This is a genomic window from Bradyrhizobium sp. LB8.2 (assembly GCF_040548035.1).
Taxonomy (GTDB): domain Bacteria; phylum Pseudomonadota; class Alphaproteobacteria; order Rhizobiales; family Xanthobacteraceae; genus Bradyrhizobium.
Genome location: NZ_JBEPQV010000033.1, coordinates 52,451 through 65,846, shown reverse-complemented (window position 1 = coordinate 65,846; position 13,396 = coordinate 52,451). Strand labels below are relative to the sequence as shown.

The window sequence follows — 13,396 nt, the reverse complement described above, 5'->3', positions numbered from 1 at the left end:
CAAGCTGCCATAGCTCGATGTCGTTGGCATCAACTAGCTGCTGAGCACGGTCGCGTGCTTCCTGCTCGTCGGCACACTGCAATTTAGCCACGCTTATAACGTGGCGTTTCTGATCCAAAAGATATGCTCGGTAGTGCGTCATCCCCGCGCCCCCCAGCTCTAGGACAACAGCGTACTCCATTGATGCAAACGGAAACTACGGAAAATTTTAGCTCGAAGTTCACGCTTAATGTCTGTCCCTTTCAAAAAGTTGGTTCGATGCAGGCGCCGGGGCCGCATTTGGTCTCAGGCTTCGCAAGGACAACGCCAAACGAGGTGGGCCGGCTGATCCGCCCAAGCTAATGCCCCGGTCATTCTGACGACCGACGAGGAAACGCGATGGCTGGATGGCGCACCATAGGATGAGGCCAAAGAATTACAACGGCCGTGTGCTCATGATCCTAGTGCGTGGGGGCAAAGAAGATCGACGGCAGATAGAAACGCGAACAGATCGGCTATCCCGTCGTTGCGCCATCCAACCGCGCCAGCCCTGCCTCGATCACGTCGATATCTTCCTCGATCTGCTGGATCGTTGTCCGGCAATCAAAACCGGTAAGCGCCTTCAAGTCCACGGCGAGCTTCCGGCGCTGCATGCGCAAATCGTCAAGAGCCCTCCTGTCATTTAAGCTGACGTAGCCGTCCACAATGAGCTCGATTGCGTTTGGCATTCCCCGATCCAACTCCTACCACCCACCGCAAGGCTTAGCTCGCGACACTCTTCGAAACGGCATCTCTTCGCAAATCGTCTGCAGCAGTCGTCAAATGGGACCCCACGATCAGCCCGATCCGCCGCAACGTCAGAAGCGCACGAGGGTCGCACAGTTCGATGGAGAGCCCGGCTCCCAATACTGCGATAGCGCGCCGTTCATCGTTATCGAGATCAGACCATGAGATGTCTTTCATTAGGCGCCTCGCTCAAAACAACGTTCAAAAACACAGATGCTAGCAATAGCCGCAGCATAGCTTTGGCGGCGCGGTATACCGACCGTAAGTTGGGATCAATTAGCTGAGCTGTACTGCTCGGCGCCACACTAGCCGGGAAGTCCATACTCCGGGCATTCCCTCCTGAAAGAGACCACCAATCCTTGGTCTTGCCCGCGTTCAAACCACTTCAGCAATTCCATGGCCGCAAACCGCGACTCATCTGCAATGGTGAGATGGTGACAACAACCGGTGACAAATTCCTTAATTGGGGCACCAACGGGCCGCGCGAGCAACGGGATGAAGTTTGGACGTGCGATAACGCTGACGACAGACGATGCACACGATTTCTGGGTGCGTGCGCCCACCCTCGCCCGGCGGTGACCTGCTGGTGCGGGGCGAGCCGCACCTGCTCCAGCAATCCGTGCGACTAGCGCTCCTCTCGCCCATCATTGAGTTGGTCATCAAGTTCGAGGTCGCGCATGCTGGCGAGCTACGCCTGCTTGAGACTGGCCCTTTGCCTTATCGAGGCAGCAGCGCCGCCGAATGGCGGGCCGGGGTTGGTGATACGGATAGACCAGACACAAACTGCCGGTCGGTTCATTGGCGCAGCGACCTACAATGTTCCAAGTGCGGAACGAATGCCCGCCGGCAGCGCACCGCGCGTGAACGAATGCGCGATCCGAAGCCCAAACGAAAGTCTCTCGCAGCAAGCGCGCCATCGACCGATTGGTCGGCGATCGGAAAAACCTAAAAATACTTCTGGATTATAATCATGATGACTCTGACGCAAAAACAGAAATTAAGGTGGGAAAAAGTAGAAGAAGGACGGGAGGAAGGGAATGAAAGCTGTACGCCGCTTGCGCGCGATGGCCTCGTTGTGCCGACAGAGCGCCGCATATCATCCTGACAAAAGCTGGAAGCTGCTCGCCGAGGCGGAGTACTGGGACATCTAGCCGATGGGGAGCTTCTTGAGCACTACAAAGAATGCACGGGCGGCTCAATACAAGATCGCTGCGTAAAGAAGCATGCATCCGAGATCCAGCAACCCAACCTGTGAGCCCAAAGAGCCTTTCAGAATGTGAGTGTGCTGCTCGTTGGCGAGTTGAGGCAAGCGCTCCGCCGCCCCGCTGATTGCGGGCGTGTCGCGCTGGACGGTACGGCTTATTAGTGTCGGCGAATTCCGGTCTAGTCGCGTCGGCTTCACCGGATCAGGCGACTTCCGGTCTACGCCGGTGAAGGGACATTCTCAGGACAGGCGGGCAAGTCTCAACGCCAGCAGGCGACATTCAATCGAAAGAGGCCGCGCCAACAGCGAGTCCTACGTCTCGTCCTCCATCCAAGTGTGCTCGCCGGAGGCGCATTTGAACATACGGACTATTTTGTCATTTTGAGATGTAGAGACACCGCAGCTTGGTTCCTCCCCAAAGGACACGAGGGCCGTCTAGCGGAACTGGGAACCACCGATTCACGTTTGTTCCAGAACGAGGATTGACGTCAAGAGGCGAGATGATGACATGCCACGTAGCACGTTCAATCGAGGGCTGCCGCGTTCTGATCATTGAGGATGAATACTTCCTGGCAGATGACTTGGCGAAGGCGCTTCGGTTAGTTGGCTGCAAGGTGATCGGCCCGGTCGCCGAACTTAGGGATGCAATGTCAATCCAGACGGATTCCTTTGACCTTGCCCTGATCGATATAAACCTGCGCGAATGTTTAGCCTACCCGATTGCTGACGAATTGATTCGTCTGGGGAAGCCCTTCATCTTTGTAACCGGCTACGGTGCTGATGCTATGCCCCACCGCTTCAAGGACGTGCGGCGGTTTGAGAAACCCTGTGACTTTAGGACGATCTCGGCTGAGATTAGCATGCTGTGTGGCCGTGTGCTTAGCTCGTCGTGACGAGTCCGCTGACTCAGCTCTGGTTGAAAATGCGAAGAAGTCAACCTGAGCAAGTCCGCCGTGCCTCAATAAGCGGATCTCAACGGGGTGCGCCGTCACTTCGCTGATGGGCCCAAGGCGAAGAACTCAGAGCCAGCGATACTGGTCCGATATTGCGTAGGCGGAGCAGTCCACATTCCTTTGATGTAGCGCGAACCTGCTCGCAGCGAAGGGCCCTTCGCGGTTGATAGCGCAAGCAAAAAAATGGCCCCGAATGTCGGGGCCATTTTCGTTAATCGTCGTAGTCCCAATGATGCTGACGCCTAATAACTACCGTGCGGTCTCGATTATGATTGTACCAGCCGTGGTGCCATCCGCGATCAAAGCCACCGTCATATCCGTAGTCCCTGTCGCGATAATATCCGTGGTCGCCACCGATCCGGAAACCGAACTCCTGAGCACCGGCGAGCGTCGGTGCTGCCACGCTGAGTGCCGTCACAGCGGCGAGAACATAACAATGCTTCCTCATTGTGCATCTCCCTTGCTGGTTACGATTACCAACCAGTGGGGAATGTCGCCGTTCCGGGAACAGCCGCGAAACTTTATTGAACAGGCGTTCACCATCATTGCAATGTGGAAGCAACGTCCCAGATGATCTTGTCGATCTCAACACCGTCCAGCTGCGTTTGATCCGCAATACGATGGATAGCACCACCACGATAATCATCGTCAGGCATCAACAAATCTCGGACTGCTCTTGATGAAGCAATTCGGCGTGCTACTACGCACCCGGTAGCCACAAGCCATACCCAAACCAAAACGGCCCCGGCGCGTGAAGCACTCCGGGGCCGTTCAAGATCATCAGGCTCGGGTACAACCGCCGTGTCTTCTGATCATTGATGTCGCCGATTACGCCACTTGATTTTGGGCAAGATGTGGCGACCGCGCGGCATCGAGCTGCTCACATTCTGCGCGAAAGCGCTCGGCCTCCACCTCGGCCTTGCGCCACTCAGCGCGCCGCCGGTGCTCAGCCGGCTGCGCAACCCCGACCAGGCTCCGCGATCACACGTCACCCCGCGCCGAATGGCGGACAGCGCTTGCGAAGGGTCAAGGTTCCTTCCCTGGTTGTCCGGCCATCAACATAGTTTCGCCTCCTCGTCTGCGTTAAAAGCTCCCGTATAGTTCTGGGGTGAGCTGGCAAAAAAAACGACGTGACGTGCAGTTCCATGCTCATCCCTGGGAAAGCTTCGCAGGCTCAAAAACCATCTGCATCCCGTTGAATGTTAGCTCGCCGTAGCGCAGATGCGCGGATCGCTCTCAGGTGGGGTGCCATTGCATTGATGGAGCACCAAATGGATTCCACGCTGGACGACAAGCTCGCGGAAGAGCAGATCACGAAAAGCTTGGAGGAGCAGTTTTCTAACCGGGTCAACTTGGCGCACGAAGAGGAAGTCGGTCCTTTGGCCCCGCCGACCAGGAGGAAGACGTCTCGCGCCCCGCCGGCAACGATTCATCGCTCGGCGGGTCGGCGCTACGTGGCTTTCGTCGGTTCTCTGTTGGCAGCATCCATTGGTGTCGCTGCCTGGCGGTGGTCATCCTCCGCTGATACGGCGAAGATGGCCCCCTCAAACCCGGCACCCCTGACACAGGCCGCGCCGGACGCCGCCGCGCCGAAAGACGTTGCGCCGACTGCTGTTGCCCTGTCTTCCGAGTTTGCGCGACAGCTCCAACCGATGGCACACGATTTCGCTGCCTTGAGGCAAACGGTCGAACAGCTCGAGGTGAGACAAGAACAATTGGTCCGCGACAATGAAAATCTCGTGAGCCAAATCAAGGCGAGCCGGGAAGAAATGGCACGCAGCAATAGTACCATCGACCAGATCAAGGCGACCCAGATGCAGATGGCGCGCGACGGTCAGATGCTTACGGAGCGGCTCAACGCAAGCCAGGAACAACTCGCCCACATCATCGCCAATGCCTCAGAGCCAACTGTGATGCCTGAAGAGCCAAAGGTGATGCCCGAAATACCACTGCCGCGTCGGCGGCAGTCGGCCAATGTCGCCCAGACGCAAAAGCCGACGCCGAGCCCGGCGCGGCCGCAAGCCAAAAAGCCACAACCGTCATTGGCATGGCCATGGTCAGTGCACTCGAAGGCCACAGAATGATTCTAGGCACCCGGGCGAGACGTAATTGTCAATCAACGCCTTTCCCGGTTTCAATCGGCTTGGCTCTTTCGAAGGCAGCTATAGGGACCTCGGCGAGAGGTTCAATCAGCGCAGTGATAAGGTTTGGCATTGTGTGTAGAGCGGAGATCACCAGACCTTGCTCGATAACTCGGAGTTGCTAATCCGCGCCAGATCTTGCCCGATAATTCGGACTCACTGTCTTTCGCGGTAAACCAACCTGGAGTCCCTCTTTCCGCTTCTTCTGCATCTCGGCGAGCAGGCCGAATGGCAGCCGCTCAGGTGTTGAGCCGGCGGGTGCGGCGAACGGCTGTAACCGCTTAGCCGGAACCCTTGCTTAGGGATCGGTATAGCTGCGCGAAAGAAGCCGCCGGCTTGGACGGAGGTTTGGGATGGGATTGGACAGCAAAAAGGACGTCCATTTGGACCTCAACGACGGGGGCGTCGTGAAGGGCCTCGCGTCCAACCTGCTTCGGTCCTCCCACTCGCGTACGAAGGGCCAGCTGCGAACTGCTTGGCCTGGCGGGCATGAGCGGCCTTCGCCCTCTCCACCAACGAAGGGGCGCGACGAAGCTCCGCGCTATCAGCCGATGTGCCACCAGCTTCGCGGTGTCGCCTACCACTCCCTCGTTCAAGCCGTCGCTCACCATCTGGTCTGACCTTTAATGCCCGCATCCAGTGGGCGTTGTCTGAGCTTGTTCAGGAATATAGCAGCCGGGTGATGTCGCGGGAGAGCGCCGAGAGGTTCCGAGGCGACGGCTACTCCATCGGCTTGTAGGTCCCGTCCAGCCATCGAGCAGCTCCTCTACGACCCTGGATACCTTGATCTTATCGTGGGTCGCCTTGATGGCGTCGCGAGCGCCTCGAGGGGATGCTCGAATGCTGTGGTGAACGCCGACTTGGCCGACACGGATGATCTTGCTGTTCTGAAGGCAGCACGGCCCATTCGATCAGTAATTGCTACACAATCAAATCGTGAGCCGCATGGAGATTGGCGTGCCCTGAGTGATCGTGGTGCGCATCTGAAATATCAATCCCGTCAGCATCCTGGACCGGCACCGGCCCCTCGCGTGCAACAGCATGCTGACCATCTCCATAGGTTTTTCCATTTCCGTGGCTCAGTTGCTGTAGGTCATACATGTCTGAAAACGTATTGTCGGTGCCATTTTTAAAATGAAAGGAATCGCCAAGTTCGGTGCCAACCGCTGATTTGGCCTGATCTGCGCTGCCGGAAGAAGGCCCGCTCTTTCCTGCAGTCGCAATCTTCAACGCCGAATGTGCGTCGTTGGCAGAATTTACGGACGCCGTTGGTATATCCCGCTGCGGCTTGGCAGTATCTAAATCACCTACCTGTGGATGCTGTGCGTGTTGCTTGCCGGCCCCGGAGCCATCTTCGAAAGCCTGCAAATCGCCGTGCGCCTGTCCGCGATTCGAATCTTCTCCCGCGGTCTCATGCTGGGCGTGCCCCTTGGCGGCTCCGGAGCTGTTGTCGGACTCGTGTAGGGTCTTCTGCGATTGACCGTGATTTAAACCGTCTCCCGCGGCCTCATGCTTGGCGTGCTCTTTGGCGGCTCCGGAGCTGTTGTCGGATTCATGTAGGGTCTTCTGCGATTGACCGTGATTTAGACCGTCTCCTGGGGCCTCGCGCTTAGCGGCCTCGGAGCTGTTGTCGTAAGCGCGCAAGTCCGATTGCGATCGATCCTGATTGGACCCGTTATCCCGGCCTGTTTGCGTTGGGTCACGCTGCGAGGCTTCGTTCGTGGCCGCCGCAACAACGTCAACAGTCCCGGAACCTCGGGGAATAGTGATTTCTCGGTCGCTGCCGCCACCCTCCGCATGGGCATTGCCGACATAAAGCTCGCTGCCGCCTGTGGCGATTGTATCGCCTTGAGCGAACTCGAATGCGAACGCCCCATCGTACACGGCCGTGCCGCCGAAATTTGCGAACCTGGGAAGTGCGGATGCCAGTCCGTTGGCGTCGCTTGCGGTAGATGAAGTGACGATTTCATCGCCGAAATCGAACGCGTGCACGGCGTGGTTGGCACCATCGAGCTCGTAGATCAAGGCGGCGAAAGCTGCAGCCATGAAGATGCTGTAGCTGCTCGAACCCGGCCTCGGCGCGTTGAGTGTTGCCTGCGCAAACAGGCTCGCGGCAATCTCGGCCAAGGGATCGACGATTTTGCCGGTCGGCGATGACGTCCCAGTTGCGGCGCCGGCGCGGTCCTTGGTCGCGCCTCTGGCCGGGGTCCCGCCTGATACTGCTTCCTTGCGACTGATTTTGATGGTGACCACCTCCGCGCACCCGTTTTCGGCCATGACCGTGCAGCCTTCGGTTGCGGCGTGACCGGGCGAATCGTCCAATGCTGCCAAGATCGCAGCTGCCAGGATACTCATCGCGCCATAACGGCGCGACAGTGCCAGCGCGGCGAGCTCCATCCGGCTTTTGATTCCGAGCTTCTGTCGCGCGTGGTCGATGTGAATCCTGACGATCTCCAGAGAGACACCGAGCACCCGAGCAATTTCACTGTCCGACAAACCTTCGGCGATGAGATCCATGATCGTCTGCTCGTTGACGGTCAGAACCGCCAGAACGTTATTGCCGAACGAGGCGATCCCATTAGCTTCGTTACCGACCCTAGCCAGGTCGGACCCGGGTTTTTCCAGCCTCAGGGACTGCACCAGCGCTTCTGGTTTGGCGTTCGTCGAAATCGCGCCGCAAGCACCGGTCGCCAGTGCCCTGGCAAGATCGCCGCAGGCGACAGTAGCAGTAAAGAACACCAGCCGGGAGGAAAGGCCTTCGTCGTCCACGACGGCGAGGATGTCGGAGGCGGTTACATCTGTGAACCCGTCCTCCAGTAACACCACATCGGGCGTCAAGCTGCGAATAGCCGCAAGGCAACTAGCTCCATCAAGACAGCACGCAACCACTTCGAAATCGGGCTGCGCTTCGAGCAGCGATACAAAACCCTGCAGAACAATGGGATGTCGATCTGCTATCACAAGTCGAACGCGACGCATGGGCTTCCTTCGCTCGGCCTTGCAACACAAAATGAGAAGCGGCGATTTAACTCCGTTCGGCCGATTGCGTTCCTAATGTGATAATGGAGTTCTTGCGGATGCTTCTGACGATGAGTTCAAACAGTCCGTGCGGATAGCTCCATATGGCTCACCCTGGCCGTCCAGAGGTCGTACCGCTCGATGGCATTTGATGAGCAGAACTCTCTCCGATGTCGCTATTGCGCGAAAACGGCCGAAAAACAGGATCCCAGTCGACGACTCTTCACCGGTACAAATCGATCTCGACTGCAATCCGGACGAGGTCGGAGTGATTTTTAGCGCCGAGTTTGGACTTCAGCATGGAAGTCGTGTTGGCAACAGTTTTGTAGGAGATGCCGAGTTCGGACGCGACTTCTGAGATGCGGTCGCCGCGACCCAAAAGCCTCAGGATCTCGAGTTCGCGTCGGTTCATCTGCGTCAAAGGACTGGCCTTGATCACCGCGCCCACGAAGGTCGTCGCTTCAGCCAGACGCGGTGAGACGAAGCGCTCCCCGGCGGCAACCTTCCGGATGGCCTTGGCCAGGAGACGGGGATCATCGCTCTTTGAGACATATCCCTGAATGCCCATCTCCACAGCGCGCACCACGAACGCTGGATCTTCACTCACGCTGAACATGACTATTTTGGCGGCGGGATCATCCCTGCGGATTCGCCGGGACAATTCGAAGCCGGTAAGGTCGGGAAGCGTCACGTCAACCACGGTGACGTCGGGATGCTTCTGCAAGTACGCATGGTGGCCGTCCTTTGCATCGGAAGCTTCCAGGATCTCTACGGACGGGTCCGAAGCGAACAAGGCCCGGCAGCCCGTTACGACAACGGGATGGTCGTCGACGATCAGTATCCGCATGTCGTTCTGGCCCTCATTACACGTCCTCGCTTCCTCCAGTTGTGCAAACGTCGCGAGCGCTGGAAAGGTTCTGTGTCCGCGCGTGACGTCGGGCGATCCAACCATTGGAGCACGAGGTGCAGCAGGCGGCCGGGATGAGGTAGGCGGCGGCCAGAATGGCCGCGACCGCCGTCGCCTAGCGTACCCAGATTGGAAAGTCGGACTTGATCGTCAGGAGGCGGTGTAGAAAGGCTTTCATTCTAGAGAACGTACCCTCGGGGCTCGATGCACCGACGAGGATTCTCGCTCTCGCTTACTAGAGTTATTCCGCGGTCGGTCTCGAGCTGCCTTCGCCGCACGGCGTGCTCCGCCGGCCGGTCATCGAGGACACGTTCATCAAGCGTTGTGCACGGCTCCTACAAAGCCAGCAAGGCCCCGAAGGAGGACGACGGGAGCCGAACCCGCGGGTATCGCCAGCCGCGACCGTCCCGCCGACCCGCACCACGCCCAGCACCCCGGATTTGAACGGGGGGCCCTTTTCCGCCGACGAGAGCATCTGTCGTTTAAGCCCGGCCCGGAAGCGGTCAATGAGGATGCAAGGCGTCCGGAGGCCGGTCAGCTCTATGACCGTCGAGGGCCCGAGCTCGATAAGGGTCCCGAGCGGCATCCGCTCGAGATCCAGGCCGGTTGTGGTGATGTTCTCGCCCAGGTCGCCCGCTGCGACCTTGAAGCCCGCTTCGAGAAGGGAGGCGAAGAGCTCGGACGGAATCAGGTGGACCTGTCGGAGATTGGCTAGGCGAGGCCGGCGACGGGCGAGATACCGGTGTCGGACGAACGCGCCGGCATGGGCGTCTCCCTCGACGCCGTAGCCTTCCACCAGGACTATGCGTTCATGGGTCGGTTTGCTGAAGTGGTGCCTGCGATCGGCGGCGGCCGCCGCCACCGCTCCCTCGAGCGAGAGATCGGGCGCCTGCGGCATCAGGCCGCTCGGGCGAGCGAGCGCCGCTTCTGGCGGAAGTAGCGCGTGATCTCGGGAAGTGTCATCGCGTTCAAGACGCGGTCGGCGGGGACGCCCCCCTTGCGGGCCATCTGGACGCCCCAGTGCATGTGGTCGAGTTCGGGAATCAGTGAGCGTCCGGGTTGATGCTCAGCATGCAGTCGAAGTCGAGGGCCGCCTGGTGCCAGCGCCAGTCGAGATCGAGCCGCCATGGGTGGGCGTTGATCTCGACGGCGACTTCATGCTTCGCGCATGCCCGCAGTACCTTCTCGACGTCGATTTCGTACCCCGGACGCCGCTGCAGCTGCCGCCCGGTCATGTGGCCGATGATCGTGGTGTGAGGATCCGAGATGGCCCGAAGCAAGCGCTGCGTCTGCGCCTTGCGGCCCAGTCTGAAGCGCCCGTGGATGCTCGCGACCACGAAATCGAAACGCTCCAGCACCTCGTCCGGATAGTCGAGCGATCCGTCGGCCAGAATATCGGATTCGATACCTTTGAGGATCCAGAAATCCTTGCCGAAGCGCTTGTTCAGGCGGTCGGCTTCCCGGTGCTGCTGCGCGATCTCCTCCACCGAGAGACCGCCAGCGTAGTGGGCGGACTTGGAATGATCGGCGACGCCGAAATATTCGAAGCCACGCTGGCGGGTGGCCTTGGCCATCGTCTCCAGGGTCTCGGTGCCGTCGGACGCGTCGGTGTGGGAGTGTAGGATTCCGCGCAGGTCCTTGTCGGTGACGAGCTTCGGCAACTTGCCTTTCAGCGCCAGCTCGACCTCGCTCCGCCCCTCCCGGAGTTCGGGATCGATGAAGGGCAAGCCGAGGGCGCGGTAGATCTCGGACTCGTCGCCGGCGACCAGCGTGCGGCCCTTGTGCAACCCGTCCGCCTCCAACCGCATTCCTTTTTCGGCGGCCAGCGCTTGGAGCTGCTCGATGTGAGCGGCCGAGCCGGTGGCGAAGAGAAGCGTAGCGCCGAAGTGCTTTCGATCGGACAGCCGGATCTGCAATCCGTCAGCAGCTGACGCCTTCGACCTTTTGTCCTTCTTGGGTGCTTCCGCGACGATCGCGAGGTCGCCGACGAGTTCGCAGCCGCGGCGGAACTCGCCTGCGATCGTGACGCGCTTCAGCTCGGGTTGAGACTTGCGGATCGAGTCCTTGGCGTGAGCGAGCAGAGCCGCCGCACGGTGCAGGTGGAGGCGGTCTTCGCCGCTCTTCGCGATGGCGAGGTTCTGCAGGATCTTGGTTTGCAACGCGGCCCCGAGGCCTTTGGCCTTCTTGATGCGGTCGTCCTTGGCGGCGGCCTCCAGCTCCGTTAGCGAGGCGATGCCGAGATCCCGGTACAGACGCAGCACTTTCTCGGGGCGGAGGCCAGGCACGGCGAGCATTTCGAGCACACCCTCGGGAATCCCTTTCCGCAGTTTTTCGAGGCTCGGGTGAGTGCCGGTCTTGTGGAGCTTGGTAATGATGTCCCCGATCGCCTCGCCGACGCCGGGGATTTCCGTAAGCCGGTCCTCGGCGACGAGCACATCGAGAGGGATCGCAAGAGCCGCCAGGTTATCCGCGGCCCGTGAATAGGCTTTTGCCCGGTAGGGATTGCCGCCGCGCAAGGCTGTTCGCTGTGCGTATTCTCGCAGGAGGCTCGCTACGGTGCGGGTGTCGAGGGAAGCCACTTAGCGAACCTCCCGCCCGGCGCGCGGCCAGCTCGACTGAGCAAAGTGACTTTGAGAGGGTGGGCCATCTCCAGGCCGCCGATCGAGGGATCTCTCGAGCTTCTGCGCAGCGCGGAAGTCCTCAAGGTGCTGCGTGTTCGGGCCGTAAGCCGCCTCCTTCTTGAGGAGATTATAGATCCGCCCGGCCAGCAGCTGCAGATGTTTCATCCTGCCGTGCGGCATCGACCGGGCCCTGCAAAGAGCTCGGATAGCGTAGGCCCGGAAGTAGTCAAAAGCGTCTGACATGATGTAGATAACGCCTGGTCTCCCCTATAGTTCGGTTGCTGGCCTCGGCCCTGCTGGGAGAGCGCCCCCAACATCCTCGCACATTCCCTTGAGAACGGATGCGTCGGCTCGACCCAACGCCTAGGAACGAAACGCAGCAGCGTGGCTTCTTCGCTAAAGGAGTCGCGCAATGAAACGCTCCAGCATTGCACTTGTCTTAGCTCTCGTCATCCCTTGCGCAGCATTTGCCCAAGGTGGGGGCGGAGGCGGTGGAGGCAGCGGCGGTGGTGCCGGCGGATCTGCCGGTGGAAGCGCTGGCGGTGCGTCGTCCTCTGCAGGTGCAGGGGGTTCGACTGCAGCATCTCCGTCCGCTGCAGGAGCCGCAGGCGCTGCGACCTCGGGCGGGGCGGCAAGCCCGTCGGCTACTGCCCCGAATGCAAATACCAATCCAACCACGGGCACCACCAATGCGATAACCGGTATCGCCAACGGCACTTCCAGCCCTCAATCCGGGCGCAATCAGGGAGCGGTCGAAGGAAACAGCACGAATGCCGCAAGCCCCGGCACCAATGCTGCCGGAACCGCAGCTTCATCGGGAACGCCTGCCGCTAATACCCAGGGAGCCGCTGCAGGCGGCATCGGTCGGCCGACGACCGCTGATCAACACGATAGTGACGCCAAGATCGATCAGGAGAACAGCAAAGTCGACCAGACCGTGAAAAAGATATGCAAAAATTGCTAAAGCATCGACGACAGAGGTGATGGGCCACAGAACCTTCGAGGTCCGGCGCGGCGACGCCAGGAACAGCGCACAGCAGTGGAGCGTTTTGCCCCGCTCTGCCGCCAGGATAGGACAAGGATAGAATGACCGAGAAGTTTGATCCCGCCCCGCCGGACAAGCACGCGCAGAATCCCAAGCAGCAAATCAGGAGTGACAAGGCTAAGGATGACGAGTTGCAAAAGGGACTGAAGGACAGCTTCCCGGCGTCTGACCCCGTCAGCAGCACTCAGGCATCCGAGACGACGCCGGACTGACGCCGGGCCAGAACTCGGTAATGGAAGGTCGACCGCCCGCCGGCCAACTTGGCGGTGGGTTTTTTTGTGAGTGGCGAAGCGTACCAAGGCATCGGCCCCGAAGCCGGGAGCCCCTCAGATGCCGGGCTTCATCAGCCCCCAATTGGCGACCCTGAAGATGAAGGCGCCTTCGGGGCGCGCAGTGGATTCACGAAATCAAATACGATGGCTACCGCATCCAGCTCCGCCTCTACTTCGCGTTCGATCTGCTGTGGCTCGACGGTAAAGACTTACGCGGAGAGCCGCAGATCGAGCGGAAGAAGCTGCTCAAGGAGCTGATCGAGGAGCACGAGCTCAATGAGCCTGTCTTCTATAGCGAGCACCACGAAGGAGACGGTCAGGCGCTTTTCGCCGCCGCCGGCAAGTTGAACTACGAGGGCATCGTTTCCAAGCGTGTGGACGCCCCATACCGGTCGGAGTGGGTTGAGGCCTGGCAAAAGATCAAGGTCGTTCAGAAGGGCAAATTCCCGTGGTCGGCTTCATGAAGGACC

The 13,396-nt window shown here is 59.8% G+C and carries 9 protein-coding genes and 1 pseudogene; 4 read left to right on the top strand and 6 right to left on the bottom strand.

The features are described 5' to 3' along the window. Nucleotides 1-494 precede the first annotated feature (494 nt). Nucleotides 495-707, bottom strand: coding sequence for a hypothetical protein (locus ABIB06_RS31205; RefSeq protein WP_354051727.1), 213 nt, complete (start codon nucleotides 705-707; stop codon nucleotides 495-497). A gap of 1,762 nt (nucleotides 708-2,469) precedes the next feature. On the opposite strand from ABIB06_RS31205, the gene ABIB06_RS31200 reads away from it, so the two are divergent. Further along, nucleotides 2,470-2,862, top strand: coding sequence for a response regulator (locus tag ABIB06_RS31200; RefSeq protein ID WP_354051730.1), 393 nt, complete (start codon nucleotides 2,470-2,472; stop codon nucleotides 2,860-2,862). Nucleotides 2,863-3,133: 271 nt separating this feature from the next. Here the strand turns inward: ABIB06_RS31200 and ABIB06_RS31195 are convergent, their stop codons facing one another. After that, nucleotides 3,134-3,370 carry a hypothetical protein gene (locus ABIB06_RS31195; protein WP_354051731.1) on the bottom strand — a complete coding sequence of 79 codons (237 nt, stop codon included), beginning with the start codon at nucleotides 3,368-3,370 and terminating at the stop codon, nucleotides 3,134-3,136. Between the two features lie 823 nt (nucleotides 3,371-4,193). Here ABIB06_RS31195 and ABIB06_RS31190 point away from each other — a divergent pair. After that, on the top strand, nucleotides 4,194-5,006 hold the full coding sequence (locus ABIB06_RS31190; RefSeq protein ID WP_354051733.1) for a hypothetical protein: 813 nt from the start codon (nucleotides 4,194-4,196) through the stop codon (nucleotides 5,004-5,006). 978 nt (nucleotides 5,007-5,984) lie between these two features. On the opposite strand, the gene ABIB06_RS31185 is transcribed toward ABIB06_RS31190, so the two are convergent. From ABIB06_RS31185 to ABIB06_RS31170, 4 genes and pseudogenes are all read right to left on the bottom strand, one after another. Further along, nucleotides 5,985-8,042 (bottom strand): LuxR C-terminal-related transcriptional regulator, encoded by a 2,058-nt coding sequence (locus ABIB06_RS31185; protein ID WP_354051735.1) that lies wholly within the window; start codon nucleotides 8,040-8,042, stop codon nucleotides 5,985-5,987. Nucleotides 8,043-8,304: 262 nt separating this feature from the next. Further along, nucleotides 8,305-8,928: a response regulator transcription factor gene (locus tag ABIB06_RS31180; RefSeq protein ID WP_247446486.1), complete on the bottom strand. Its 624-nt coding sequence runs from the start codon at nucleotides 8,926-8,928 to the stop codon at nucleotides 8,305-8,307. A gap of 301 nt (nucleotides 8,929-9,229) precedes the next feature. Continuing rightward, nucleotides 9,230-9,886 carry an MOSC domain-containing protein gene (locus ABIB06_RS31175; protein WP_354051737.1) on the bottom strand — a complete coding sequence of 219 codons (657 nt, stop codon included), beginning with the start codon at nucleotides 9,884-9,886 and terminating at the stop codon, nucleotides 9,230-9,232. Beyond that, nucleotides 9,886-11,567 (bottom strand): annotated as a pseudogene (locus tag ABIB06_RS31170) (PHP domain-containing protein). The gene ABIB06_RS31175 and the pseudogene ABIB06_RS31170 overlap by 1 nt, the downstream one beginning before the upstream one ends. Nucleotides 11,568-12,695: 1,128 nt before the next feature. Here ABIB06_RS31170 and ABIB06_RS31165 point away from each other — a divergent pair. Together ABIB06_RS31165 and ABIB06_RS31160 are read left to right on the top strand one after the other, a co-directional pair. Then, a complete protein-coding gene (locus ABIB06_RS31165; protein WP_247446488.1) occupies nucleotides 12,696-12,866 on the top strand; it encodes a hypothetical protein in 171 nt (56 codons plus the stop codon). Between the two features lie 185 nt (nucleotides 12,867-13,051). Beyond that, the gene (locus ABIB06_RS31160; RefSeq protein ID WP_354069806.1) at nucleotides 13,052-13,390 is read left to right on the top strand and encodes an ATP-dependent DNA ligase; all 339 of its coding nucleotides are present in this window, start codon (nucleotides 13,052-13,054) and stop codon (nucleotides 13,388-13,390) included. Nucleotides 13,391-13,396 lie beyond the last annotated feature (6 nt).

What these genes read in the sequence shown, in the direction of transcription:
- ABIB06_RS31205 (WP_354051727.1), bottom strand. Translation starts at nt 707, where the DNA reads ATGCCAAACGCAATCGAGCTCATTGTGGACGGCTACGTCAGCTTAAAT.
- ABIB06_RS31200 (WP_354051730.1), top strand. Translation starts at nt 2,470, where the DNA reads ATGATGACATGCCACGTAGCACGTTCAATCGAGGGCTGCCGCGTTCTG.
- ABIB06_RS31195 (WP_354051731.1), bottom strand. Translation starts at nt 3,370, where the DNA reads ATGAGGAAGCATTGTTATGTTCTCGCCGCTGTGACGGCACTCAGCGTG.
- ABIB06_RS31190 (WP_354051733.1), top strand. Translation starts at nt 4,194, where the DNA reads ATGGATTCCACGCTGGACGACAAGCTCGCGGAAGAGCAGATCACGAAA.
- ABIB06_RS31185 (WP_354051735.1), bottom strand. Translation starts at nt 8,042, where the DNA reads ATGCGTCGCGTTCGACTTGTGATAGCAGATCGACATCCCATTGTTCTG.
- ABIB06_RS31180 (WP_247446486.1), bottom strand. Translation starts at nt 8,928, where the DNA reads ATGCGGATACTGATCGTCGACGACCATCCCGTTGTCGTAACGGGCTGC.
- ABIB06_RS31175 (WP_354051737.1), bottom strand. Translation starts at nt 9,886, where the DNA reads ATGCCGCAGGCGCCCGATCTCTCGCTCGAGGGAGCGGTGGCGGCGGCC.
- ABIB06_RS31165 (WP_247446488.1), top strand. Translation starts at nt 12,696, where the DNA reads ATGACCGAGAAGTTTGATCCCGCCCCGCCGGACAAGCACGCGCAGAAT.